The organism is Curtobacterium sp. MCBD17_013 (genome assembly GCF_003234565.1).
Classification (GTDB): domain Bacteria; phylum Actinomycetota; class Actinomycetes; order Actinomycetales; family Microbacteriaceae; genus Curtobacterium.
In genome coordinates this window covers 379,891-402,899 of the sequence record NZ_QKTU01000001.1, presented here as the reverse complement: position 1 = coordinate 402,899, position 23,009 = coordinate 379,891, and the positions used below count along the sequence as shown (strand labels likewise).

The 23,009-nt window shown below is 73.6% G+C and carries 22 protein-coding genes; 9 read left to right on the top strand and 13 right to left on the bottom strand.

Annotated elements, in window-relative coordinates; genetic code table 11:
* Window positions 1-10: 10 nt before the first annotated feature.
* The 3 genes from DEI81_RS01775 to DEI81_RS01765 are packed head-to-tail and all read right to left on the bottom strand — an operon-like array spanning window position 11 to window position 2,732.
* Window positions 11-841, bottom strand: a complete 831-nt coding sequence (locus DEI81_RS01775) for a hypothetical protein (protein WP_111008767.1) — start codon at window positions 839-841, stop codon at window positions 11-13.
* Window positions 838-1,662, bottom strand: coding sequence for a heavy metal-binding domain-containing protein (locus tag DEI81_RS01770; protein ID WP_111008766.1), 825 nt, complete (start codon window positions 1,660-1,662; stop codon window positions 838-840). Before DEI81_RS01770 ends, DEI81_RS01775 begins: the two co-directional genes overlap by 4 nt.
* Entirely contained in the window at window positions 1,659-2,732 is a 1,074-nt protein-coding gene (locus DEI81_RS01765; protein WP_111008765.1) for a heavy metal-binding domain-containing protein, read from the bottom strand. The genes DEI81_RS01770 and DEI81_RS01765 overlap by 4 nt, the downstream gene beginning before the upstream one ends.
* A 134-nt stretch (window positions 2,733-2,866) precedes the next feature.
* Here DEI81_RS01765 and DEI81_RS01760 point away from each other — a divergent pair, with 134 nt between their 5' ends.
* Entirely contained in the window at window positions 2,867-3,742 is an 876-nt protein-coding gene (locus tag DEI81_RS01760; RefSeq protein ID WP_111008764.1) for a UbiA family prenyltransferase, read from the top strand.
* A 19-nt stretch (window positions 3,743-3,761) separates the two neighbouring features.
* Here DEI81_RS01760 and DEI81_RS01755 read toward each other — a convergent pair whose 3' ends face one another.
* The gene (locus DEI81_RS01755; RefSeq protein ID WP_111008763.1) at window positions 3,762-5,018 is read right to left on the bottom strand and encodes an FAD-dependent oxidoreductase; all 1,257 of its coding nucleotides are present in this window, start codon (window positions 5,016-5,018) and stop codon (window positions 3,762-3,764) included.
* Window positions 5,019-5,338: 320 nt separating this feature from the next.
* Between DEI81_RS01755 and DEI81_RS16365 the strand changes: the two genes are divergently transcribed.
* Together DEI81_RS16365 and DEI81_RS01745 are read left to right on the top strand one after the other, a co-directional pair.
* Window positions 5,339-7,321: a sugar phosphate isomerase/epimerase and 4-hydroxyphenylpyruvate domain-containing protein gene (locus tag DEI81_RS16365; RefSeq protein WP_220035609.1), complete on the top strand. Its 1,983-nt coding sequence runs from the start codon at window positions 5,339-5,341 to the stop codon at window positions 7,319-7,321.
* A 10-nt stretch (window positions 7,322-7,331) separates the two neighbouring features.
* The gene (locus tag DEI81_RS01745) at window positions 7,332-7,631 is read left to right on the top strand and encodes a glutaredoxin family protein (protein ID WP_181434645.1); all 300 of its coding nucleotides are present in this window, start codon (window positions 7,332-7,334) and stop codon (window positions 7,629-7,631) included.
* Between the two features lie 25 nt (window positions 7,632-7,656).
* Here DEI81_RS01745 and DEI81_RS01740 read toward each other — a convergent pair whose 3' ends face one another.
* Entirely contained in the window at window positions 7,657-8,739 is a 1,083-nt protein-coding gene (locus tag DEI81_RS01740; RefSeq protein WP_258368428.1) for a glycerate kinase, read from the bottom strand.
* A 192-nt stretch (window positions 8,740-8,931) separates the two neighbouring features.
* Between DEI81_RS01740 and DEI81_RS01735 the strand changes: the two genes are divergently transcribed.
* The gene (locus DEI81_RS01735) at window positions 8,932-10,404 is read left to right on the top strand and encodes an aminotransferase class I/II-fold pyridoxal phosphate-dependent enzyme (protein WP_111008762.1); all 1,473 of its coding nucleotides are present in this window, start codon (window positions 8,932-8,934) and stop codon (window positions 10,402-10,404) included.
* On the opposite strand, the gene DEI81_RS01730 is transcribed toward DEI81_RS01735, so the two are convergent.
* Window positions 10,391-11,281: a helix-turn-helix domain-containing protein gene (locus tag DEI81_RS01730; RefSeq protein ID WP_111008761.1), complete on the bottom strand. Its 891-nt coding sequence runs from the start codon at window positions 11,279-11,281 to the stop codon at window positions 10,391-10,393. The genes DEI81_RS01735 and DEI81_RS01730 overlap by 14 nt on opposite strands.
* 165 nt (window positions 11,282-11,446) lie before the next feature.
* Here DEI81_RS01730 and DEI81_RS01725 point away from each other — a divergent pair, with 165 nt between their 5' ends.
* Window positions 11,447-12,313: an oxidoreductase gene (locus DEI81_RS01725; RefSeq protein ID WP_220035608.1), complete on the top strand. Its 867-nt coding sequence runs from the start codon at window positions 11,447-11,449 to the stop codon at window positions 12,311-12,313.
* A 48-nt stretch (window positions 12,314-12,361) separates the two neighbouring features.
* Here the strand turns inward: DEI81_RS01725 and DEI81_RS01720 are convergent, their stop codons facing one another.
* The 3 genes from DEI81_RS01720 to DEI81_RS01710 form a co-directional block, all read right to left on the bottom strand.
* On the bottom strand, window positions 12,362-13,324 hold the full coding sequence (locus DEI81_RS01720) for a helix-turn-helix domain-containing protein (RefSeq protein WP_111008759.1): 963 nt from the start codon (window positions 13,322-13,324) through the stop codon (window positions 12,362-12,364).
* Window positions 13,325-13,345: 21 nt separating this feature from the next.
* Entirely contained in the window at window positions 13,346-14,305 is a 960-nt protein-coding gene (locus DEI81_RS01715) for an AraC family transcriptional regulator (RefSeq protein WP_111008758.1), read from the bottom strand.
* An 86-nt stretch (window positions 14,306-14,391) separates the two neighbouring features.
* The gene (locus tag DEI81_RS01710; protein ID WP_111008757.1) at window positions 14,392-15,225 is read right to left on the bottom strand and encodes an undecaprenyl-diphosphate phosphatase; all 834 of its coding nucleotides are present in this window, start codon (window positions 15,223-15,225) and stop codon (window positions 14,392-14,394) included.
* A gap of 250 nt (window positions 15,226-15,475) precedes the next feature.
* Between DEI81_RS01710 and DEI81_RS01705 the strand changes: the two genes are divergently transcribed.
* Window positions 15,476-17,428 (top strand): potassium transporter Kup, encoded by a 1,953-nt coding sequence (locus DEI81_RS01705; protein ID WP_111008756.1) that lies wholly within the window; start codon window positions 15,476-15,478, stop codon window positions 17,426-17,428.
* 140 nt (window positions 17,429-17,568) lie between these two features.
* Here the strand turns inward: DEI81_RS01705 and hxlA are convergent, their stop codons facing one another.
* Window positions 17,569-18,192, bottom strand: a complete 624-nt coding sequence (gene hxlA, locus DEI81_RS01700; protein ID WP_111008755.1) for a 3-hexulose-6-phosphate synthase — start codon at window positions 18,190-18,192, stop codon at window positions 17,569-17,571.
* Between the two features lie 56 nt (window positions 18,193-18,248).
* Window positions 18,249-18,842: a 6-phospho-3-hexuloisomerase gene (gene hxlB / locus DEI81_RS01695; protein ID WP_111008754.1), complete on the bottom strand. Its 594-nt coding sequence runs from the start codon at window positions 18,840-18,842 to the stop codon at window positions 18,249-18,251.
* Window positions 18,843-18,944: 102 nt separating this feature from the next.
* Here hxlB and DEI81_RS01690 point away from each other — a divergent pair, with 102 nt between their 5' ends.
* Window positions 18,945-19,805, top strand: a complete 861-nt coding sequence (locus DEI81_RS01690; RefSeq protein ID WP_111008753.1) for a LuxR C-terminal-related transcriptional regulator — start codon at window positions 18,945-18,947, stop codon at window positions 19,803-19,805.
* 87 nt (window positions 19,806-19,892) lie between these two features.
* Here the strand turns inward: DEI81_RS01690 and DEI81_RS01685 are convergent, their stop codons facing one another.
* Window positions 19,893-20,348, bottom strand: coding sequence for an SRPBCC family protein (locus DEI81_RS01685; RefSeq protein WP_111008752.1), 456 nt, complete (start codon window positions 20,346-20,348; stop codon window positions 19,893-19,895).
* Between the two features lie 114 nt (window positions 20,349-20,462).
* Window positions 20,463-20,894, bottom strand: a complete 432-nt coding sequence (locus DEI81_RS01680; RefSeq protein ID WP_309146660.1) for a helix-turn-helix domain-containing protein — start codon at window positions 20,892-20,894, stop codon at window positions 20,463-20,465.
* Between the two features lie 200 nt (window positions 20,895-21,094).
* On the opposite strand from DEI81_RS01680, the gene DEI81_RS01675 reads away from it, so the two are divergent.
* Window positions 21,095-21,751 (top strand): FMN-dependent NADH-azoreductase, encoded by a 657-nt coding sequence (locus tag DEI81_RS01675; protein ID WP_111008751.1) that lies wholly within the window; start codon window positions 21,095-21,097, stop codon window positions 21,749-21,751.
* A gap of 211 nt (window positions 21,752-21,962) precedes the next feature.
* The gene (locus DEI81_RS01670; RefSeq protein ID WP_111008750.1) at window positions 21,963-22,958 is read left to right on the top strand and encodes a LacI family DNA-binding transcriptional regulator; all 996 of its coding nucleotides are present in this window, start codon (window positions 21,963-21,965) and stop codon (window positions 22,956-22,958) included.
* Window positions 22,959-23,009 lie beyond the last annotated feature (51 nt).

The window sequence follows — 23,009 nt, the reverse complement described above, 5'->3', positions numbered from 1 at the left end:
GGCCGGGCGGCTAGGGCAGGTCGAGCCGGGAGGTCCGGAACCGGTCGTCGAGGAAGCGCCCGTTGACGAGGAGGGCGTCGGCGTCGCGTTCGACGGCCGCGTCGCGCATCCGCGCGGCCGCCTGCTCGAGCGCGGTGAGCTGCTGGACGAGCGCCTCGGCCGGCGTCCGGCCGTCGGACAGCCGGTGGTGCGCCGCCCACTCCGCCGGCAGCGCGAGGTACGCCCGCAGCGTCTCGGGCAGGTAGTCGGTCGCCGTCCGGGTGACGACGACCTCGGGTTCGCCGGTGCCGGTGACGCGCGGCAGGGCCTCCTGGAGGGCCGTGGCGATCCGGTCGACGATCGCGGCGGCCGGCTCGGGCACGCGTCCGGCGACGGCCGCGCGGAGCGGGAGCAGACCGCCGGCGACGTCCGACGGGTCGACGCGCACGACGTCGGCGGCCGGGGCGACACCGAGGGCTGCGAGCGCCCGTGCGGCCACGGCCGCGTCGCCGGCGGCGTCCGCGGCCACCGCGGCGACCTCGCCCGCGAACGCCTGGAGCCATGCGCCGAGCGGCATCGCCCGACGCGCGATGACGACGCCGCCCGAGACCTGCGCGGCCTCCCCCGTGAGTCGGTGCCGCTCGAGGCGCAACGTCATGCGCGCGTCGACGCCCTCGAGCCGGAGGGCGGTCACCGTCCCGGGACGCCCGGCGAGGCGATCGCCGAGCGACCGGTCGCGCTCGACCGAGAGCGCGCCGTCGGCCGCGGGGCCGAGCGCGCGCGCGGCGTTCACCGCGAGCGCCTCGACGAGCGCCTGCGGCTCGTCCGCGGACGGCAGGGGCACCGGGAGCGACACGGTCATCGGTCGGTGAGCGGCAGCACGAGCCCCGGCGTGGCGATGACGTGGTCCTCGCGCAGGGGCCGGACCGCGGTGCCGATCGCGAAGAACTCCGTCGTGTGGCCGCCCCACCGGTGCGGCAGCGACAGGAGCTGCACGCCGACGATGCCCTCGGCGTCGAGGTACTCGGCCTCGGTCTGCATCCGGCCCATCGCGAGCTCCCGCGCGTCGTAGAGGGCCTCGGTGTACTGCGGGATCTCGGTGTTCTGGCCGATCGTGCCGAGCGACGCCATCATGCCGCGGTGGGCGATGTGGTAGACACACGTGCCCATGACGAGGCCCTGGGGAGCGTACCCAGCCTGGATGAGGGTCCAGAAGTCCTGCCCGGACAGGTCCGACGTGAACGGCAGGCCCCGGGTGTTGCGCCACTTGCCCGTGGGCGGCGGGGCGTCCGCGACGACAGCGGTGCCGACCGCGACGAACTCGGCGAGGTCGTTGCCGTACTCCTTGAACTCGATCTCGAGCCGGACACCGACGATGCCGTCGGCACCGAGTCGGTCCGCCTCGGCCTCCATGCGCGTCATGGCGAGCTCCCGGGCGTGGTACATCGCCTGGCTGAGCTTGTCGAGCTCCATGTTCTTGCTCCAGCGTCCGGTCTGGATCCCGACGTGGTAGACGCTCGAGCCGAGGACGAGGCCGACCGGACGGAACCCGGCCTGCCGCACGAGCAGGAACTCGTTGACCGACAGGTCCGACGTGAACAGGCGGCGCCGTCCCTCGTCGAGGCGCGCGGTGGCGTCGGCGGGGAGCGGGACGCGGGACAGGTCGGGTCCGGTGGTGCTCATCGGCGGGTGGTTCCTCTCGTGGTGTCGCGGAGCGGGATCACGGTCGTGACGTCGCGCCGGGCGGCGGCGGTCGCGGAGTGGTCGCGGAACGCGTGCATGAGGCCCGGCGCGATGACCGTGCCGGTGAAGGTCGCTTCGGCGTGGAGGTCGACCTCCTCGCCGCACGGGGTGTCGAACTCGCCGAGGCTGCTGCCGGTGATGACGATGTCCGAGCCGTTCAGCGGTGCGGCGCGACGGGTGAGCTGCACCCGGGCGTCGTGACGGGCGGCGTTCACGAGTTCGGTGAGGCCCTCGATCTCGACGTTGCCCGACCAGACGCTCCGCTGTGACTTGAGGAGCGGGTCCTCGTGCTTCGTGGCGATGGAGACGCCGAACGCCATCCCGCGTGGGACCCAGCCCGAGCGGATGAGGGCCGCGACCTCCTCGGCGGTCGACCCGGCCGCCCAGACGTCGCGTGCCGACCGCGCGTGCGGCGAGACCGAGGCGTCGAGCGTGCGCACCGCGGTGCCGGTCGCCGTGAACTCGTGGGTCGCGGTCTCCAGCCGCGTGCGCCGGATGCGGACACCGACGACACCGTCGGCGCCGAGGGCCGCAGCCTCGGCGATCATCCGGTCGAGCGCCCCGTGCCAGGCCTCCTGCCCGGCGTGGACGTAGGAGCCGAAGCCGGCGTTCCGGCCGTCGCTCCCCGTGGTGAGGACGGGCGAGGTCCAGGGGACGTACCCGCCGGGCTGGGAGGCGAACGGACCCGAGGCGAAGGGTCCGGACCCGAAGCCGCCCGAGCCGAACGGTCCCGAGCGTCCGAGGGTCGCCGTGCCGGAACCGTTGGGGAAGGCCGAGTACCCGCCGCCGAACGGGATGTTCAGCCCCGACGACCAGATGCCACATCCGCCACCGGCGTAGGCGAGCTGCTCGACCACGCACCCGAAGACCTCGCCGACCGGCGCGAGGTCGACCGCGCGGATCGCGGCCGCGCCGGCGGCGGACAGCAACGACCCGGCCACGCCGCTCGACCGCTGGCGTTCGATGCGGTCGTGCGCAGCGGGCGGCAGCCCCCCGGCCCAGCCGTCCATGCGTTCCCCTCCGTCGGCCCGGTTCGGCGCGCGGACGGCGCGCGGACACGGGAGACCCCGCCAGCATGCCAGGCGCGGGGCGCGCTGGGAACGGCGAGAACGCTCAGGTTCCCGGCAGTCCGTAGGCTGGCGCCGTGACCTCCCGGGTGCGTCTGCTCCTCGCCGCGTCGCACCCGGGTCCGACCGTGGCCGTGACCGTGCTCGCCACGGTGATCGCCGTCGCCGTCGGACACCCGGTGTGGAGCGTGCTCCTCGTCGCGCTCGCGGTGTTCGCGGGCCAGCTGTCGATCGGCCTGGCGAACGACTGGATCGACGCCGACCGCGACCGTGCCGTCGGCCGCAGCGACAAGCCCGTCGCGCGCGGGCTCGTGCCCGTCGCGACGGTCCGCCGCGCGGCGATCGGCACCGCCGTCGCCGCGGTGCTGCTGTCCGTACCGCTCGGACTGGTCGCGGGTGCCGCGCACCTCGTCCTCGTCGCCGCGGGGTGGGCGTACGACGCCGGACTCAAGCGCCGCGTGTGGTCCGTCGCCCCGTTCGTCGTCGCGTTCGGGCTGCTGCCGGTCGTGGCGGTGTCCGCCGACAGCGGCCTCGGACCCGGCGGGATGCCAGCGGTGTGGCCGGCGCCCTGGGCGATCGCGACCGGCGCGGTGTTCGGCGTCGCGATCCACTGCACGAACGTGTTGCCGGACCTCGTCGACGACGCCGCCACCGGGGTCCGGGGATTCCCGCATCGTCTGGGGCTGCACGCGTCGGGCGTCCTGGCGTTCGCCGCGCTCGTCGTGGCGGACGGGCTCGTGCTCGTCGGACAGACGACCGGCGACGACCCCGCGCGGGGTCCGGCGCTCGCCCTGGCGGTCGCGGGCGCGGTCGCGGTGGTCGTCCTCGCCGCGGTGGGCATCCGCCTCGTGCTCACCGGTCCCCCGACGCGCACGCTGTTCCGCCTCGTCATCATCGCGTCGCTCGTGGTCGTGGTGCAGCTGGCGCTCTCCGGAGCACGACTCGCGGCGTGACCCGCCTGGGACCTCGCCCTCAGGCCCACCGCATGGCGTAGACGCGGGCCAGGGCGTCCGCGGTCGGCAGGGCCAGGAGCGTCCGCAGCAGGGCCTCCCGGACCGCGAGCGCGGGGCCCGCAGCCGGTCGCCCGAGCGCCATGTTCAGCTCGGCCTGCCGCGCGGCCCGACGCGCCGCGGCCTGTCGGTGCCGCGCGTACTCCGGCCATGGGCCGGCGCTGCCGGTGGCCACGGCCTGGGCGAGGATCGGTGCGAGCGCGGCCGCGTCGAGCCATCCCAGGTTCATGCCCTGCCCGCCGATCGGACTGATCTCGTGGGCGGCGTCGCCGACGAGCACGACCCGGCCCACCCCGACCCGCTCGGCGGTGCGGCGACGCACCCGGAACGGACTGAGCATGGTGCAGGTCTCCGGGTCCGCCTCGGTGCCGGTGCGCTCCCGGATCGTCCGCGCCAGGTGTGCGGCGGCGCGGGGGTCGGGGTCGTCCGGGTCGAGCGGCCGGCCCGGCGCGTGCGCGTCCCGATCCAGTGACGCGCCGTCCAGCCCGTGCCGGTCGGCGGGGTCCGAGCGGAGCACGACGTACCGGCGGCGACCGCCGGGCAGCGGGAACGACTCGACGACCCCGTGCCGACCGACGTCGACGAGTGCGGTGGTCGCGGGCGACGGGCCCGAGCCGCCGCGACCGGAGCACGGGGGTTCCGCGTCGGCGAAGTCGCCCATGACGTACCGGTCGCGGTAGTCCCGCCCGTGGCTGCGGACCCCGATGCGGTCGCGGACGACGCTCCGGGCGCCGTCCGCTCCGACGACGAACCGTGCGGTCAGCGTGACGGGCCCCTCCGGGCCGTTCCCCTGCGCGGTGACGCGGTCCCGCCGTCGTTCGAGTGCGGTGAGTGTCGTGCCCGTGCGGAGCGATCCCGGGGCGAGGGCCGCGAGACGCTCCCGGAGGATCGCCTCCGTGCGGTGCTGGTCGAGGGTCGCGACGAACGGATGGGTCGACGACGCTCGGGCGAACGACAGCGAGCCGATCGGACGTCCCCCGTTCCGCGCCGTCCCGCGGTCCACCCGCGCCGCCTCCGCGAGCACCGGTGCCGTCGCGCCGACCGCGGCGAGCGCGTCGAGCGACGGCGGGTGGATCCCGATCGCGCGGGAGCCGGACGGCGCTCCGGCGCGCCGTTCCCACACGGCGACGTCCACGCCGGCCTGCGCCAGGAGCGCGGCGAGGAAGAGGCCGACCGGACCGCCGCCGACGACGAGGACGTCCGTGCGCTCCTGCGACATGTCGCCGAGCCTAGTGACGGGACCGCACGGCCGTGCCGGGCCGCTTTACCTCGGTGGTCCGGACGGGCTATCTTCGGCCACACGGGCAGACCATGCTCGCCTTCGACCCGTCCGGAGCCCGAATCCGGCAGCGGGTCCGGTCCGGACACGAGCAGCGTCGCTCGACCCGTCCCCACACGCCCCGAACCCGAACGGGAGCACCAGATGACGACGCACGCCCCTTCCGTGCTGCCCACGGCCGTGCCGCCTCCCTCGGCGCGCGTGCGTGCGGGCGCCGCGGTGCCGCCCCGGTCCGTGCACGTCCCCGCGGAGGTCCGGTCGTGAGGGCCGCGATCGCGACGGTGAGCCTCGGTGGCGGGCTCGAGGAGAAGCTCGAGGCAGTGAGCGCCGCCGGGTTCCGAGGCGTCGAGTTGTTCGAGCAGGACCTCGTGACGGGGTGGCTGCGTCCGGAGCAGGTCGCCGCACGCGCGCGTGACCTCGGTCTCGAGCTCGACGTCTACCAGCCGTTCCGGGACCTCGAGCAGGTGCCGGACGACGTGTTCCGTGCGAACCTGCGGCGCGCGGAGCAGCGGTTCGCCCTCATGCACCGGCTCGGGATCTCCACGATGCTGCTGTGTTCCAACGTCGCGACGGCCGTGTCGGACGACGACGCCCTGGCGGTGGACCAGCTCCGGGCGTTGGCGGAGCTCGCGGAGCGGAACGGGGTGACGGTCGCGTACGAAGCGCTCGCCTGGGGCCGGAACGTGTCGACCTACGACCACGCCTGGCGGATCGTCCGCGAGGTCGACCACCCGGCGCTCGGCATCTGTCTCGACAGCTTCCACATCCTGGCCCGCGGCACGGACCTCGGCACGATCGCGGAGATCCCCGGTGAGCGGATCATGTCGTGCCAGGTGGCCGACGCCCCGATGCTCGACATGGACGTGTTGCGCTGGAGCCGGCACCATCGGCTGTTCCCGGGCGAGGGCGACTGGGACCTGGCCGGGTTCCTGTCGCACGTGCTCGACACCGGGTTCGCGGGGACGCTGTCGCTCGAGGTGTTCAACGACGTGTACCGGCAGACCGACCCGACGGTGACGGCACGGGCGGCGCGCCGGTCGCTGCGGGCACTCGAGGACGCGACGCGGGTCCTGCGGTCGGCGGCCGACCGGGACCGCGTGGACGCGGAACCGCGGCCCGACATGGACGAACCGGGCGACACCGGGCGCGGCGCCGAGGAGCCGGGTCGGTCCTCCCGGTCGGCGGCGGTCGGATGGTCAGCGCGCGGTCTGGAGGCCCTGCCCGCCGTCCCGGAGCCGGTCACGACCCACGTCGTGCTCGCGCCGGACGCGGAGGGAGCGCTCGTCGCGCTGCTCCGCCGCGCCGGTCTCGCATGCGTGGGGCGGCACCGGACCGGTCGGACGGAGTTGTTCGAGGCGGGCGGCCTCCGGGTCGTCGTCGACGCCGCGCAGGCCGGGCTGGCCGCGCGGGTCGCGGCGGTCGGCCTCGGGGTGGCGGACGCGGCGGCGGCAGCGACGCGGGCCCGGGCGCTCGGGGCGCCGGTGCTGCCCCACGGGTCCGTGCCGGAGGGGACCGACGAGTACGTGGTGCCCACGCCGGAGGGCACCGGCGTGGCGTTCGGTGGCCGCAGCGCGGACGGGACACCGTCCTGGTCCCGGGACTTCGCACCGACCGGCGAACGGGCGTCCGCGGCGGCGTCGGACCTGCTCGGTGTGGACCTGGTCGGGATCACCGTGCCGTGGGACCGCACGGACGAGACGACCGGCTTCCTGCGGGCCGTGCTCGGGGTGGACGGTCCGGTGGCGGCGGACGCACCGAGGACGGACGGGTTGGCGCGACGGCGGCTCTTCACGACCGGGGCGACGACGACCTCAGGTCCGACCGTCCGGATCGCGGTGACGACGCCAGCGCCCTCGTCCGATGCGCCGTCACCGACACTCGTCGCACTCGCGAGCGCGGACGTGGTGGGCACGGTGACCCGGATGCGGGACTCCGGGGTGCGGTTCCTGCCGACGCCGCCGAACTACCACGACGACCTCGCCGCGCGGACCGGCCTGGACGAGGTCACGGTGACGCGGCTCCGCGACGCCGCCGTGCTCGTGGACGTGGACGCATCCGGGACGTACCTGCACGCCGTGGTCGAACCGCTCGGTGGCGTCGTGTTCGAGGTCGTCGAGCGGCGGGGCGGGTACGACGGCTCCGGGGTCGGCGACGCGGCGGTCGTCGCGGCGATGGTCGAGCACCACGGACAGCGCCGCGGGGTCGACCGCCGCGGGGTCGCGCGGCGGACACGTCGCGCGTAACGTCGGGGGCATGACCGATGCCGCAGCACCCGACGCCCGCCTGACCACTCCCGACCGCGTCACCATGTACGGCGCTGCCTGGTGCTCGGACTGCCGTCGTTCCAAGGCGTTGCTCGACCGGCTCGCGGTGGACTACGAGTACGTCGACCTCGAGGCGGTGGCGGACGGCGCCACCCGGGCCGAGGCGATCAGCGGCCGGAAGAGCATCCCCGTCATCGTGTTCCCGAACGGCCGGCACGTGGTCGAGCCGTCGGACGCCGAGCTGACCGAGGAGCTCGCGACGGCCGGCGTCGTGGAGCCGGTGGCCTGACCCACGGACGTGGCGCGCGCGCCGCTCATGCGGCGCTCGCTGCCACCGCCAGCCGCGCCCCGGCCGTGCGAGACCACGCGAGCGCGCCCCGCATCGCCGACGCCCGGTCCGTCAGGTCGGTGAGCGCCACGGCGTGCGCGAACCCACGCGGGTCCACGGCGATCTCCCCCGCCACCAGGGCGACCGGGCGCCGTGCGGCCGCGGCGAGCGCCTGCACGACGGCCACGACCTTGCCGCCCGCGGTCTGACCGTCGAACCGTCCCTCGCCGGTGACGACGAGGTCCGCGTCGAGCACGCGGTCGGCCAGGTCGAGGACCTCGGCCACCGCCTCGCCGCCGAGTGCGATGGTCCCGCCCCAGGCCAGGAGGCCGAACCCGGTGCCGCCCGCGGCTCCCGCTCCCGGGGTGTCCGGGTCGACGTCGGGGAACATCGAGGCCCATCGGCGCAACCGTGCCTCGTGCACGGGGACGCGATCCGGTGTGATGCCCTTCTGCGGTCCGAACACGGCGGCGGCGCCCCGGGGCCCGAGCAGCGGGGCGGTGACGTCGGTCAGGATCCGGACGCCCTCCGGGGTCGGACGGAGCGTGGCGCGGTCCACGGCCTCGATCCGGTCGAGCGCGGCACCGCCGGTGTCGTCCGGCCCCAGCGGTGGGCGCAGGCGGAGTCCGAGTTCCCGCAGTACGCCGAGACCGCCGTCCGTCGAGGCGCTCCCCCCGATGGCGAGGACGACTCCGCGTGCTCCCGCCCCGAGCGCGGCGGCGATCGCGGCACCGAAGCCATGGGTGTGGGCGCTGTCCGGCCGGGGGTGGTCGAGCAGGGTGATGCCGCTCGTCGATGCCAGTTCGACCAGGCCTCGGCCGTCCGGGAGCCGGAGCCACTCGGCGTGCACCGGCCGGTCGTCGGGGCCGCGCACGACGACCGGGACGCGCTCGGCGTCGGGGAACGCGGTGGCGAAGGCGTCGATCGTGCCCTCGCCGCCGTCGGCCATCGGTGCGAGGTCGAGGACGTCACCGGGCCGCTCGGCGCGCCATCCGTGGGCGAGCGCACGGGCGATGGACGCCGCCGACGCCGTGCCCTTGAACGCGTCCGGAGCGACGAGCACGCGCATCAGGGCCGACCCCGGTCGGGTCCGCTGCCGCCGCTCGCGCCGTCGCTCACGTGGCACACGCTACTGCCGGCGCGCTGGTGCGTCCCTCGGGCGCGCGCTGGTGCGTTCCTCACGCGCGCTGGTGCGTCCCTCGGGCGAGGACCCGGGACGGTTCCTGGATGGTGGTCGCCGGGCGGACGGTAGACGGGGCGCATGAGCGACGAACTCGACCAGGCCGACGCACCGTTCCTCGACGCCCTCCGGGACTACCACGGCCGCGACCGCTACGGGTTCTCGCCGCCCGGGCACCGGCAGGGCCGCGGGATCGACGCGGACACCCTCGCCGTGCTCGGCAAGGACCCGTTCCGCGACGACGTGCTCGAGAGCGGCGGCCTCGACGACCGGACCTCGTCGAACGGCTACCTGCCCACGGCCGAGGCCCTCATGGCCCAGGCGGTGCACGCCGACACCGTGTTCTTCTCGACCTGCGGCAGCTCCTTGTCGGTCAAGGCCGCGATGCTCGCCGTGGCGGGTGTCGACGGCGGGATCATCATGCCGCGGGACGCGCACAAGTCCGTGACCGCGGGCCTGGTGTTCTCCGGACTCCAGCCGTACTGGGTGACGCCGCGGTTCGACACGGACCAGCACATCTCGCACCCGGCCTCCCCCGAGGACTACCGCGCCGTGTGGCAGGAGCACCCCGACGCCGCGGGCGCGCTCGTGGTGAGCCCGACGCCGTACGGCACCTGCGCGGACATCGAGGGCATCGCCGCCGTGTGCCACGAGTTCGGCAAGCCGCTCATCGTCGACGAGGCCTGGGGTGCGCACCTGCCGTTCTCGGAACTCCTGCCGACGTGGGCGATGAACGCCGGCGCGGACGTGTGCGTGACGAGCGTGCACAAGATGGGTCTCGGGTTCGAGCAGGGGTCCGTGCTCCACCTCAAGGGCGATCTCGTCGACCACGACCACCTGTGGGCGTGCGCGGACATGCTCATGACGACCAGCCCGAACGTGCTCATCTACGCGGCGATGGACGGCTGGCGTCGGCACATGGTGCGGGACGGGGCGGGCCTCATCCGGAGCGCCGTCGACCTGGCCGACCGCACGCGGGACCGCATCGAGGCGATCGACGGGATCCACGTGCTCCGTGACGAGCTCCTCGGCGCCGAGGCGTCGCACCAGCTCGACCCCATGCGGATGCTCCTCGACGTCCACGAGCTCGGGATCAGCGGGTACCAGGGACTCGACTGGCTCCGCGAGCACCACCGCATCGACCTCGGCCTGTCGGACCACCGGCACCTCGGCATCGACATCTCGGTCGCCGACGACGCGTTCACGACCGACCGGCTCGTGCACGGGCTCGAGTCCCTGGCCGCGTCGGCGTCGGAGCTGCCACGGTCGCCCGAGGTGCGGATCCCCGACCCGTCGAAGCTGCTGCTCGAGTCCGTCGTCACCCCGCGCCGGGCGTTCTTCGGCGAGTGCGAGAACGTCCCCGCCGAAGAGGCCGCGGGGCGGATCGCCGCCGAGCAGGCGACCCCGTACCCGCCCGGCGTCCCCGCGTACGTGCCCGGGGAACGCCTGACCGCCGAGGTGATCGACTACCTCAGGAGCGGGCTCGAGGCGGGCATGGTGCTCCCCGACCCGACCGACGGCAGCCTCGGCACGATCCGGGTCATGGTCGAGTGAGGTCCTCCGCTGCGGCGGGCCCGGCCGCAGCGGCGGTCGTCGTCGTCGCGGGCGCCGTCGTCGCGGCGAGCGATCCGAGCAGCGCGAGCGCGGCCTCCGATGTCGACCCCGGCTCCGCGTGGTACAGGACGAGCACCTGACCGTCCGTGCCGGTGACCGCGAGCTTCTCGCGCAGCAGCGTCATCGGTCCGACCTCGGGGTGGACGAGTTCGGTGGGGGCACCCTCGACCGGGCGGACGTCGTGGCGCGCCCACAGGGTGCGGAACAGCGGACTGCGGAGCGACAGCTCCCCGACGACCTCGACGCACCGGGGATCGTCCGTCGCCGCTCCCACGGAGGCGCGGAACCCGGCGACGAGGCGGGCGACCGCGCGGTCCCAGTCGCGCCAGAGCTCCCGCTCGGCCGGGTCGAGGAACACGTCGAGCAGGCGGTTCCGCCCGGGCCGGAAGCCGGGGGCGAGGGCTGACGCGTGCCGGTTCGCGGCGAGCACGTCGAACGTCCGGGTCTCGACGAACGCGGGGATACCGAGGGACTCGAGGAGCATCGCGACCCCGGAGGGGACCCGGTCCGGTCCGGTGCGACGGGTCGGAGCACGGTGTGCGCGCTGCGCCGCGAGCGACATGAGGTGATCGGTCGCGGGCGCGTCCAGGCGGAGCGCGTCGGCCAGCGCCGCGAGCACCTGGGCCGACGGGTTGCGGTCGCGACCCTGTTCGAGCCGCAGGTAGTAGTCGGCGCTGACACCGGCGAGCATCGCGACCTCCTCACGCCGGAGCCCGGGGACGCGGCGGAGGCCGCGGACGGTGAGACCGACGTCCTCGGGTCGGACCTGCTCCCGTCGCGCGCGGAGGTACTCGCCGAGCGGGTTGCCGTCGTCCATGTCCGGCAACGCTAGTCGTCCTCCCGGACCGCGTTCCTGGTCCTGCCGTCCCCAGGAACGCAGGGACGTTCCCGCCGGACGGGCGACACGGCCAGCATGGTCCACGGACGAGGGGACGACCGCGCCAGCCCCGGCCGGCACGTCCTCGTCCGGAGAGGACCCATGATGACCACCACACTCCCCGGCGGCACCTACCGCCTGGCCGACGACCTCGAACTCACCCGCTTCGGGTACGGCGCGATGCAGCTCGCCGGTCCGAACGTGTTCGGCCCGGCCCGCGACCACGACGAGGCGATCGCGGTGCTCCGCACCGTCGTCGAGCTCGGCGTCACGCACATCGACACCGCGGACTTCTACGGACCGTTCGTGACCAACGAGCTGATCCGGGAGGCCCTGCATCCCTACCCGGAGCAGCTGACCATCGTCACGAAGGTCGGCTCCGTCCGTGGCGACGACGGTGCCTGGATCCACGCGAACGAACCGGACCAGCTCCGCACCCAGGTCCACGACAACCTCGAGCGGCTCGGCGTCGACACCCTCGACGTCGTCAACCTGCGCGTCGGGGGCTTCGACTCCCCCGAGCCGGGATCGATCGGGGAGCGCTTCGCCGCGTTGGCCGACCTGCAGCAGCAGGGGCTCATCCGCCACCTCGGGCTGAGCACGGTGAGCCGCGAGCAGTACGACGAGGCCCGAGCGATCGCCCCGGTCGTCACGGTGCAGAACTTCTACAACATCGCGAATCGACAGGACGACGCCTTCGTGGACCTGCTCGCGGAGCACCGTGTGGCCTACGTCCCCTACTTCCCGCTCGGCGGGTTCACGCCCCTGCAGTCCGACGTGCTCGCCTCGGTCGCTGACCGCCTCGACGCGACCCCGATGGCCGTGTCGCTCGCCTGGCTACTGCAGCGGTCACCGAACGTGCTGCTCATCCCCGGTACGTCCTCGGTCGCCCACCTGCGCGAGAACGTGGCGGGCGCGGCGCTCGACCTGCCGGAGGACGCCGTCCGCGAACTCGACGCGATCGCGGGCTGACCGAACGGGCCGGCGGCGGGTCTCCCGGGCGCCCGGGGCACGCCGTCGTCAGTCGGCGCGCAGGGTCTCGCGGGGCGACCGCCCGTACTCGCGGAGGTACTGCGTGGCGAACCGGCCGGGGTTGCTGAACCGCCAGTGCGCGGCCACCGCGGCGACCGTCGTGCCGGAGCCGTCCCGCGCGAGCAGGAGTGCCTCGTGGGCTCGCCGGAGTCGCTCACGACGGAGCGCGGTCATCGGGCTGTGGCCGAGCTGCCGGAGGAACGCCGCCTGCAGACCCCGGGGACTCATCCCGGCTGAGGCCGCGATCTCGTCGACGGACAGCTCTTCGGCGGCGTGAGCCTGGATGAACTGCAGGGCCCGGCGCACGCCGATGGGCGAACCCGCTCCCGGGTCGACCGGCACGGGAGTGGCCTGCCGGTCGACGAAGGCCTCGACGAACGCGGCGACCAGGACGTGGAACGTGGCCGCGCGGACGATCGGGCTGTCGACGAGCATCCCGCTCGCGGTGACCTGCCGCACGTGGTCGGCGACGGCCTGCCAGTGCAGTCGGGCGACCTCGCCGTCCGGTGCGTCGTGCACGCGCAGGGCACCGGGCGGCAACCCCATCGTGTCGAACTCCCGGCGCGCGTCCTCCTCGCGGAGCACGATCTGGCGGAACTCGGCGTCCTCCCAGACCACGCGCTTGCGTCCGTCGCGGGGGAACAGGAGAGGCGTGGCGTCGGACCGGACGAGGGTGCCGGCGGCGGTGCTCACCTCGACCCGTCCGGCGTCGAGCGCGATGACGGACCAGAACGGCAGCGGCTGGGACTCCATGACCAGCCGACCCTGCACGCGGACCCGAGCGACCGCGAACCGCCCCTGCCCGGTGACCTCCTGCCGGAACCGGAACGGCCCGTCGGCGACCTCGACGTGCTCGACGTCGAAGGCGTCCCGGAGCGCGACGAGGGCAGGGTCCGCCGAGTCGGTGTCGACACGGACGGACCGCCCGGAGCTGAAGAAGACGTTGCGCATCGCGGAAGGAGGGTGTCCTGCTCACTCGGCCCTGAGGGTGTCCTCGGGACCGACGGTGTACACGGCACGGTACCGCGTCGCGAACCGTCGCGGTGACGCGTGTCCCCAGCGCGCCGCGATCGTGTCGATGAGCCCGTCGTCACCCGGCTCGGCGGCGAGGAGGTCCCGGTGCGCCCCGGCGAGTCGCGCGCGCTCGAGTTCAGCCTCGGGCGCTCGCGAGCGCCAGAACCCGAAGGCACGGCGGAGGCCGGGCTCGCTCGTGCCGACGTGCCGGGCGATGTCCGCCACCGTGATCGGGAGTGCGGCGTGGTCGTCGATGTACCGGCAGGCACGGTCGACGGTGGCGAGCATCCGGCGACGGCACGTCCGCTCGCGGTCGTCCGCGCCCTCGGTCGGCACGGACTCGAGCAGCCCGACGACGAGCAGCCGGTAGACCGAGGCCGCCACCAGCGCGCTGCTCCCCGCCGCCCGGCTCTCGAGGACCGCGGCCTGCAGCGCGACGGTCCGGGCGAGGTGCTCGGCACCCTCGCGGGTCGGTGGGAGCGACTGGGCGAACCGGACAGGGCGCGGGTCGTCCCCACGGATCGCCGCAGCGAGGTCGTCGAACCGTGTCTGCTCGAGCCGCACGATCGTCAGGTGCATGTCCTCGGACCGACCGTGGTAGCCGACGCCGTGACGCATGACGAACGGTGCGTCCTGATCGCCCCGCTCGTCACCCCCGGTCCACTCGTAGACCCCGCCACCGGGGACCACGAGCGTCACCCCGCTCGTCTCGGTGCTGCGGCCACCGTCGACGCGCGCGCGGAACCCCCACCGCGTGAGGTCGAGCCGCTCGTCCCGGTACTGCTCGGCGTGGAACCGGAAGTCCGGCCGGTCGGACTCCACGCTCGCCGCGGGCATGGAGCGGCGGATCGCGGCGGTGGCCGCTTCCGGGTCGTCCACGTCGAGGACCGGGCGCCATCCGGACTGCGGCTCCTGCATGGTGCCTCCCCCAGCCGTTGTCGCCAGGGTAGGCCACCGTCGCCGTCGCGTCCGGAACCCGTGGAGGACCGTGGTCGGGGCGGCGATCAGGTCGCGGCGATGACGCCGGTCGCCAGCAGCACCGCGACGACGATCGCGAGCGCCACCCGGTACCAGATGAACACCGCGATGCTGTGCCGCGCGACGAGGCGGAGCAACCAGGCGATCGCGGCGAGGGCGACGACGAAGCTGACGGCGGTCGCGACGAGGGTGGCACCCCAGCCGACCGTGGAGCCGATCGCGCTCGCCTCGGTCGCGGCCTCGTAGCCGCCGGCAGCGACGAGCGCGGGGATCGACAGGAAGAACGACAGGCGGGTGGCGGTGACGCGGTCGAGACCCCGGAACAGACCGGCGCTGATCGTGGCCCCGGACCGCGACACGCCCGGTACGAGCGCGAGCACCTGCACGAGACCGATCACGACCGCGTCGGTCACGGTGGTGCGCTGCTCGCCGCGGTCCTGACGACCGACGCGCTCGGCGACCCACATGACGATGCTCCACAGCACGAGCGCGGCGACGACGACCCACAGGTTCCGGAGACCGCCCGAGATGAGGTCCTTCGCGAGGAACCCGATGAGGCCGATGGGGATCGTCGCGATGATGACGTACCAGGCCAGCCGGTAGTCGTGGTCGCGGTCCTCGCGATGCGCCAAGCCGCGGAACCACGCGCGGACCAGGCGCAGGATGTCCCGCCAGAAGTAGACGATCACCGCGATGATGGCGCCGACCTGGATCACCGCGGTGAAGGCGGTCACGCCCTGGCTGGCCACCCGGAGGCCGAGCAGCTTCTCGACGATCGTCAGGTGGCCGGTACTGGAGACGGGCAGGAACTCGGTCACGCCCTCGACGATGCCGAGCAAGAGGGCCTGGAGCAGATTCACGCCGGACACTCCATCACGGATCTCCCCAGAAACCGCCCACCGTGCTCGGCTCGGCGTCGGAGCCGACGATGCCTCCCGGCCCCGGGAGCGTCCGCCGTTCCCGGGACGACCGCTCGATGGTCCGCCGTCAGCGGACACGGGCTGGGCGATCGTCGTACGCGGCGGACGCGCACCCCGACCGGTGAGAGGATGAGCGGCGGTCCGTCGCCACGATGGACCCCCCACGACCCAGGAACAGGAGCGACGGTCGGTGACAGACACCCGCACGTCCGCACCCGAGAGCACCGAGAGCACCGAGACGACATCGGGCGGACACGGCGGACGCGGTCTCGCCGCGTTGGCCCTGACGGCACTCGGCGTCGTCTTCGGCGACATCGGCACGAGCCCGCTCTACGCACTCCGCACGGTGTTCACGATCGACAACGGGGCGGTCCGCCCCACCCCGGACGACGTCTACGGCGTGATCTCGGTCATGTTCTGGAGCGTGACGGTCGTCGTCTCGATCAAGTACGTGACGATCCTCATGCGTGCCGACAACAACGGCGAAGGCGGCGTCATGGCCCTCGCCGCGCTCGCTCGTCGGCTGTTCGCCAAGCGCTCCGGCCGGGTGGGGGTCTTCATCCTCATCGGGATCATCGGCGTCGCCCTGTTCTACGGCGACTCCATCATCACCCCGGCGGTGAGCGTGCTGTCCGCGGTCGAGGGACTCGAGGTGGCCGCCCCGGGCGTCGCACACCTCGTCGTCCCGATCGCCGGGGTGATCCTCGCCGGGCTGTTCGCCGTGCAGCGCTTCGGCACCGGCCGTGTCGGCACGCTGTTCGGGCCGATCATGTTGCTCTGGTTCCTCGTCCTCGCGGTCGCGGGCGTCGGCATGATCGTGCGTGACCCCTCGGTGCTCATCGGCCTGTCCCCCACGTACGCGTTCGCCTTCGTGTTCGCCCACCCGACCATCACCTTCGTCGCGATGGGTGCGGTGGTCCTCGTCATCACCGGTGCCGAGGCGCTCTACGCGGACATGGGGCACTTCGGGGCGCCGCCGATCCGCCGCGCGTGGTTCTTCGTCGTGTTCCCGGCGCTGACGCTGAACTACCTCGGCCAGGCCTCGCTCATCCTGCGCGACCCGACCGCACGCCAGAACCCGTTCTTCCTGCTGTTCCCGGACTGGGCGCGGATCCCGGTGGTCGTGCTCGCGACCGCAGCGACCGTCATCGCGAGCCAGGCGGTCATCTCCGGTGCGTTCTCGCTCTCGCGTCAGGCGATGCAGCTCGGTCTGCTCCCGCCGCTGACCGTCCGGCAGACCTCCGAGCGCGAGGGCGGCCAGATCTACCTGCCCGCCGTGAACGCGCTGCTGTTCGTCGGCGTCATCGCCGTGATGCTCGCGTTCCGGTCGTCGGAGCGCCTGGCCACGGCGTACGGGGTGTCGGTGACCGGCGCGCTCGTCGTCGACTCGGTGCTCCTGCTCATCGTCGCCCGGCCGCTGTTCAACTGGCATCGCTGGCAGATCGTCCTGGCCGCGGTCGTCTTCGGCGGTCTCGAGCTGACGTTCCTCGCCGCGAACCTGTCGAAGGTCCTCCACGGCGGGTGGGTGCCGCTCCTCATCGCCGCCGCCGTCATCACCGTCATGACGACCTGGCGTCGCGGGCGGCAGCTCGTGACGGACGAGCGGAACCAGAAGGAGGGCTCGCTCGCGGACTTCATCGACCGCGTCCGGTCCGAGGACCCCCCGCGGGTCGACGGGATCGCCGTGTTCCCGCACCCGAACAAGGACACGACGCCGTTGGCGCTCCGCGCGAACTTCGAGCACAACCACGTGCTCCACCACCACGTGCTCATCGTCTCGGTGCAGACCGCGAACGTCCCGCACGTGCCTGCGTCGAAGGCCTACACGTTCGACGACCTCGGCTACTCCGACGACGGCATCGAGCACCTGACGATCAAGTTCGGGTTCTCCGACGAGCCGAACCTCCCGGTCGCACTCCGTCGAGCGTGCGTCGCCGACGTGCTCTCGCTCGACCCGGACGCCGTGGAGCGCGCCTCGTACTTCGTCTCGCGCGGTGCACTCCGGACCGGCCACGGCCGGGGCATGATGCGCTGGCGCAAGAAGCTGTTCGTGGCGCTCGCGCAGAACGCCGCCAACCCGAGCGCACGCTTCGGCCTCCCCTCGAACAGCACCGTGACGATGGGCAGCGACGTCGACGTCTGATCGAGGCTGACCGTCCAGCGGTTCACGGCCCCCGCGCGGCGCGCTGGCCGGGCCTGCCGGCCGGGGAACCGACATGAGGACCCGCCGCCCGATGGGGCGGCGGGTCCTCGTGTCCGTTCCGAGCGCGGTCCGCGCGGCGCTCAGTGGATGGCGGCGCGCAGGGCGGCAGCAGCCGCGGCAGGGTCGTCGGCCGAGTAGATCGCCCCGCCGGCGACCGCGACGGTGGCGCCCGCGTCCTGCACGGCACCGATCGTGTCCGTGGAGACGCCGCCCGCGACCGAGAACGGCACGCCTCCGGCCTTGCCGTCGTCGAGCAGGGTGTCGAACGTGAAGCCCGGCTCGGCCTGCTCGTCGAGGCCGGCGTGCATCTCGACGAACGTCACGCCGAGCGCGACGACCTCCTTGGCTCGTGCGGCCTTGTCGGGCACGCCGATGAGGTCGGCGACGACCCCCTTGCCGTGCTTCGTCGCGGCGGCGACGGCGCCGGTGATGGTGCTGTCACCCGCGACACCGAGGACGGTGACGAGGTCGGCGCCGGCCTGGAAGGCGATGTCCGCCTCGAGTTCGCCGGCGTCCATCGTCTTGAGGTCGGCGAACACCGTCTTGTCGGGATGCGCCTCCTTCACCGCGGTGATGGCCGCGAGCCCGGCGCTCTTGATGAGCGGCGTCCCGAGTTCGATGATGTCGACGTGCGGGGCGACCTTGCCGGCGAGCGCGAGCGCGTCCTCGGTGGTCAGCACGTCCATGGCGACCTGGAGCTGCATGGTGGTTCCTCTTCTCTGGTGGTCCGTGGGGTGGGTGCGGGTGGTCGGCGGGAGGGTCATTCGAGGTTGGCGTGCCGGGGCCAGAGATCCGCGGCCGGGATCCCGGAGCGCTGCCACGCCGCGTGGAAGAGGGCGTCCCCGACGAGCACGACGACCTGCTCGAAGAGGCCGCCCGCGTACTGGATCGAGGCGCCGTTGCCGTGCGCCTGCTTCTCGGGAGCCGGCACCAGGACGACGGCGTCGGCGAGGTCGGCGAGCGGGGACGCCCCGGCCGTGGTGATCACCGCGACCCGGGCCCCGACCTCGCGAGCGGTGGTGGCGGCGCGGACGATGCCCGTGGTGGTGCCCGAGCCACTGGCGGTGAGCAGGACGTCACCGGACCGGATCGCGGGCGTCGTGACGTCGCCCACGACGTGGACCGTCCGACCGAGGTGCATGAGTCGCATCGCCGTCATGCGGAGGGCGAGCCCCGACCGGCCCGCGCCGTGGACGAACACGCGGTCGGCGCCGTCGAGGAGCGCCGCGACGGCGTCGAGCCCGGCGCCGGCAGCGGCGTCCGCGTCGGCGGTCGTGACGACGGCGTCCGCGGCGGCGCGGAGTTCGTCGGAGATGGCGTGGAGGGCGCCGGCCGGCGTGGTGGTGTCCGTCATCACCACGATGCTCCTCGCCCGGGGCCGGATGGGTCACTCCCCCGGCGCACGGGTCCGCCTACCCGAACGAGTGGGTCCGGCAGGTCCGGGTAGGGTCGGCCCATGCCCGTCACCGACCAGGACGCCGACCCCGACGCCGAGACCGGTGCCGACACGCTCGTGGTCGCCACTCGCGCCGCCGCGACCCGCGCCGGCCGCGACCTCTCCGAGCTCGTGGACCAGCACGGCGTGACGCTCGAGTCCTTGCTGGCGGTGCTCCGCTCCGAGCGGCTCGACGACCGCGCGGCCAGGACCGTCGCGACCGAGATCGCCGCGAACGCCCTGGTGGCGATCCGCACGGCGACGGACGATCAGCGGAACCGCGTGCTGGAGCCGGTCGTCGGGGCCTTCGCGCGCCTCCAGACCGACCTGCGGCCGCTGGTGCGGTTCGGTGACCTGTCCGTGCAGTTCGTCGAACCGCCCGCGACCGGTCGGGCGCTCCCGGGTGAGGTCGCGCACGCGGCGCGGGCCATCGTCCGCAGTGCTGTGCTCGCGCTCGTCGACGCGGGCGAGTCCCACCGCGTGCGGATCCAGTGGGACTGCGACGGACGGAACCTGCTCGTCGACATCCGCGACGACGGTGCCGGGACGCTGACGGAGCACGACGACGTACTCCGCCCCATCGCAGAGCGGGTGACGGCACTGGACGGTCGCTTCGCGGTGTCCTCGACGGCGGGCTGGGGCTCGGAGCTGTCCGTGGTGCTCCCCCTCGACCCGCCCGCGGAGCCGGAGCCGCTCGACGCGGTCGTGGCCCTGAGCCGGCGGGAGCGCGAGGTCCTGCGACTCGTGGCATCCGGCGCTCGCAACCGGTCGATCGCCCGCGAGCTCGGCATCAGTGAGAACACGGTGAAGTTCCACGTGTCGAACCTGCTCCGCAAGGCCGGCGCGGCGAACCGGGCGGAGCTGGCCGCACTCGGCCGGTGACCCGGGCGACGTGCTCCCTGGCGAGCGGCACCCGGACGCGCGCGACGCCCGACCGCTGCTGCGGCCGGGCGTCGGGCGGGAGGATCGTCAGGCCTGCACGTCGCCGCGCCAGGCGCCGTCCGGCGCGCCCTTCGACTCGATGTACTCCTTGAAGTTCTTCAGGTCCTTCTTGACCGCGTGGCCGCCGGCGCCGACCGCGCCGCCGACCTTCTCGAGGAGACCGGTGGGCTCCCAGTCGAGCTGCACGGTGACGCGCGTGGTCGTGTCCGAGAGCTTGTGGAACGTCACGACGCCCGCGTGGTCCATCTCGCCGCCGGTGCTGTTCCAGGCGACGCGCTCGTCGGGGTGCTGCTCCGTGATGTTCGCCTCGAAGGTGCGCTCGACCGGACCGACCTTGATCTTCCACTCGGTGAGGGTCGGGGTCGCCTGCGTGATCGACTCGACCTCGTCGAGGAACTTCGGGAACTCCTCGAACTGGGTCCACTGGTTGTAAGCGACGGAGACGGGGACGTCGACGTCGATGGTCTCGATGATCTGGCTCATGCCTGCTCCTTGCGTTCCACGGTTGCTGTGCAGGCCAGACGGTAGGCCGACCCCGAGGCGGGGGCACGGGCCGGGACGAACATCCCAGTGACCTCGGAGATTGCCGCCGCGGTGTCAGTCGGTGGCGGCGGTGCGCTCGTCGAACGTCCGGCGCTGCGCGACGATGACGTCCTGGTGTTCGCGGACCCATTCCCCGAGCGTCAGCACGACCGTCTGCAGCGACCGGCCGAGCGCGGTGAGGTCGTACACGACGCGTGGCGGCACCTCGGCGAACACCTCGCGCTGGACGAGACCGTCGCGCTCGAGCGCCCGGAGCGTGACCGTGAGCATGCGCCGTGAGATGCTCGGGATGACGTCGGCCAGTTCCGTGAACCGGTGCGGACGTTCGCCGAGCACGCCGATGACGAGGAGCGTCCACTTGTCGCCGATCCGGGCGAGGAGGGACCGGAACACCTCCGGGTCGTGCTCGGTGCAGAGCCGGCTCATCGTGGGCAGCGACCGCATGATCCGGTCCTGCTCGAGTGCGGCGTCCCGGGTGTCGGTCACGGTGGTCCTCCTGCTGTGTGGTCGGGCGGCCTCGGCGCCTGCATCCGGGCGGCCTGCACGGGCACGTGGGGGCCGAAGCGACGGGGTCGGTCACTCCGCGGTAACAGAGGGTCGTTTGCAGTGACCGACCTCAGCAGGGTACACCCGTTACGTGCAGTAACCGAGGGCGACGTGCCCCGCTGCCGACCAGGAGGAGTCCCATGTCCCTGTTCCGTCTCGACGCCAGCATCCGAGTCGAAGGATCCACCAGTCGTGCCCTCGCCGACATCGTCGAGCAGGAGTGGACGGCCGGTGACCCGGCAGCCGAGGTCATCCGCCGTCACCTGGGCGTCGACCCGATCCCTGCCGACAGCTGGGCGAGTGCCGTCGCCGCGTCCATGACACCGGAGGACGCACGCACCCCCGAGCAGCGCACCGCGGTCGAACTCGCCGCGACCCTGACCGACGAGCTCGCCGACGCGGACGCCCTGCTGTTCGCCGTCCCGCTGTACAACTTCGGCGTCTCGCAGCACTTCAAGACCTACGTGGACCTCGTCATCACGGACCCGCGGATGGCGCCCGGCCAGACCCCGGTCACCGCCGGCAAGCCCGCCGTGCTCGTGACCGTGCAGGGCGGGAACTACGCCGCCGGCACGCCGCGCGAGGGCTGGGACCACGCGACGGCGTGGATGCGCCGCATCCTGGAGGACGTCTGGCAGCTCGACCTCGAGGTCGTCACGCGCGAGTTCACGCTCGTCGGCGTCAACCCCGCGCTCGACCAGTTCACCGAGCTCGCCGACCAGCTCCGCGCGGCCGCCGAGGAGCGCGCCCGGGAGCACGGCCGCACCCTGGCGACGCGGCGGGCCGCGGCGGCCTGACGCCCCAGCACCCGCCGTCACCGGCGACGACGTGACGGACGGGAGGTCCGCCTCCCGTCCGTCACGCTCGCCACGTGATCAACTGAGGGGTCCCGCGAGCTCGACGGCAACGGTCGTCGATGGTCTCGACCGGGTGACCCGCCCGCTCGGACGCGCGCCGGGGATCGGACGCGGGCCATTACCCTGTCCCCATGCGGCAGACGGCACCCCGATGAAGGCCCCGACGATCTACGACGTCGCACGGCTCGCGGGCGTGTCGCACCAGACCGTGAGCCGCTACCTGTCGGGCTTCGAGGGCATCCGGCCGGAGACGCGCACGAAGGTCAAGACAGCGCTCGACGAGCTGCAGTACCGGCCGAACTCCGCCGCTCGGTTGCTCCGCGCCCGCCGCTCGAACCGGATCGCGGTGCTCGCCCACCACATCGACTACACGGGGCCGGCCCGCATGCTCGCCGGGGCGACGCAGACGGCGCAGGAGCGCGGGTACGTGCTCGACGTGGTGATCACGGCGGACCTCGACCGCGACGCGATCGACGAGGCCCTGGCCGTGGCGACCGGGCACCAGGTGGTGGGGATCCTGGCGACGGCACAGACCGAGCTGATGCTCGAACGCATCCAGAGCCACGCCGCGAGCGTCCCGGTGGTCATCGACTCGCGCATCGAGTCGTTCCCGGGTGGCCCGACCGTCAGCGAGGAAGCCGGCCGCCTCGCCGCCGAGCACCTGCTCGAGCTCGGGCACCGGCGCGTCGGCTACCTCAGCGGCCCGGTCGACTGGATCGCCGCGGTCGAGCGGTCGGAGGGCTTCGCCCGGTGCTTCCGGCAGGGCGGCGGCGAACTCGTCTGGCAGCACGCCGGCGACTGGTCCGCCGGCTCCGGGCACGCGGCGTGGCGACGGTTGACCGCCGAGGAACGCTCCGTCACGGCGATCGCGACGGGCAACGACAGCATGGCGATCGGGCTCCTCTCGGCGGCCGCCGCCGACGGGGTCGTGGTGCCCGCCGACCTCAGCGTCATGGGCGGCGACGACCTCGACGAGGCACGGTACCTCGTCCCCGCACTGACCACCGTCACGGTCGACTTCGCCGGTGAGGGCCGGTACCTCATCGAGAAGCTCCTGGCTGGGCTGCCCGGGGCCGCGCCGGACGCGCCCGTGACCCCGCCGAACCCCGTGCGGGCCGCGGTCCGCGCGTCGACGCGCCGGATCTGACGGAGCGGAGCACCGCCTCCCGGCCACGCGCGGCGACGCGAGCGGAACGGG

Coding starts and splice junctions, on each gene's coding strand:
- DEI81_RS01685 (WP_111008752.1), bottom strand. CDS start 20,348: ATGAGCCAGATCATCGAGACCATCGACGTCGACGTCCCCGTCTCCGTC.
- DEI81_RS01725 (WP_220035608.1), top strand. CDS start 11,447: ATGACCACCACACTCCCCGGCGGCACCTACCGCCTGGCCGACGACCTC.
- DEI81_RS01730 (WP_111008761.1), bottom strand. CDS start 11,281: ATGGACGACGGCAACCCGCTCGGCGAGTACCTCCGCGCGCGACGGGAG.
- DEI81_RS01755 (WP_111008763.1), bottom strand. CDS start 5,018: ATGTCGCAGGAGCGCACGGACGTCCTCGTCGTCGGCGGCGGTCCGGTC.
- DEI81_RS01770 (WP_111008766.1), bottom strand. CDS start 1,662: ATGAGCACCACCGGACCCGACCTGTCCCGCGTCCCGCTCCCCGCCGAC.
- DEI81_RS01675 (WP_111008751.1), top strand. CDS start 21,095: ATGTCCCTGTTCCGTCTCGACGCCAGCATCCGAGTCGAAGGATCCACC.
- DEI81_RS01670 (WP_111008750.1), top strand. CDS start 21,963: ATGAAGGCCCCGACGATCTACGACGTCGCACGGCTCGCGGGCGTGTCG.
- DEI81_RS01765 (WP_111008765.1), bottom strand. CDS start 2,732: ATGGACGGCTGGGCCGGGGGGCTGCCGCCCGCTGCGCACGACCGCATC.
- DEI81_RS01720 (WP_111008759.1), bottom strand. CDS start 13,324: ATGCGCAACGTCTTCTTCAGCTCCGGGCGGTCCGTCCGTGTCGACACC.
- hxlB (WP_111008754.1), bottom strand. CDS start 18,842: ATGACGGACACCACCACGCCGGCCGGCGCCCTCCACGCCATCTCCGAC.
- DEI81_RS01775 (WP_111008767.1), bottom strand. CDS start 841: ATGACCGTGTCGCTCCCGGTGCCCCTGCCGTCCGCGGACGAGCCGCAG.
- DEI81_RS01740 (WP_258368428.1), bottom strand. CDS start 8,739: ATGCGCGTGCTCGTCGCTCCGGACGCGTTCAAGGGCACGGCGTCGGCG.
- DEI81_RS01735 (WP_111008762.1), top strand. CDS start 8,932: ATGAGCGACGAACTCGACCAGGCCGACGCACCGTTCCTCGACGCCCTC.
- DEI81_RS01715 (WP_111008758.1), bottom strand. CDS start 14,305: ATGCAGGAGCCGCAGTCCGGATGGCGCCCGGTCCTCGACGTGGACGAC.
- DEI81_RS01690 (WP_111008753.1), top strand. CDS start 18,945: ATGCCCGTCACCGACCAGGACGCCGACCCCGACGCCGAGACCGGTGCC.
- DEI81_RS01745 (WP_181434645.1), top strand. CDS start 7,332: ATGACCGATGCCGCAGCACCCGACGCCCGCCTGACCACTCCCGACCGC.
- hxlA (WP_111008755.1), bottom strand. CDS start 18,192: ATGCAGCTCCAGGTCGCCATGGACGTGCTGACCACCGAGGACGCGCTC.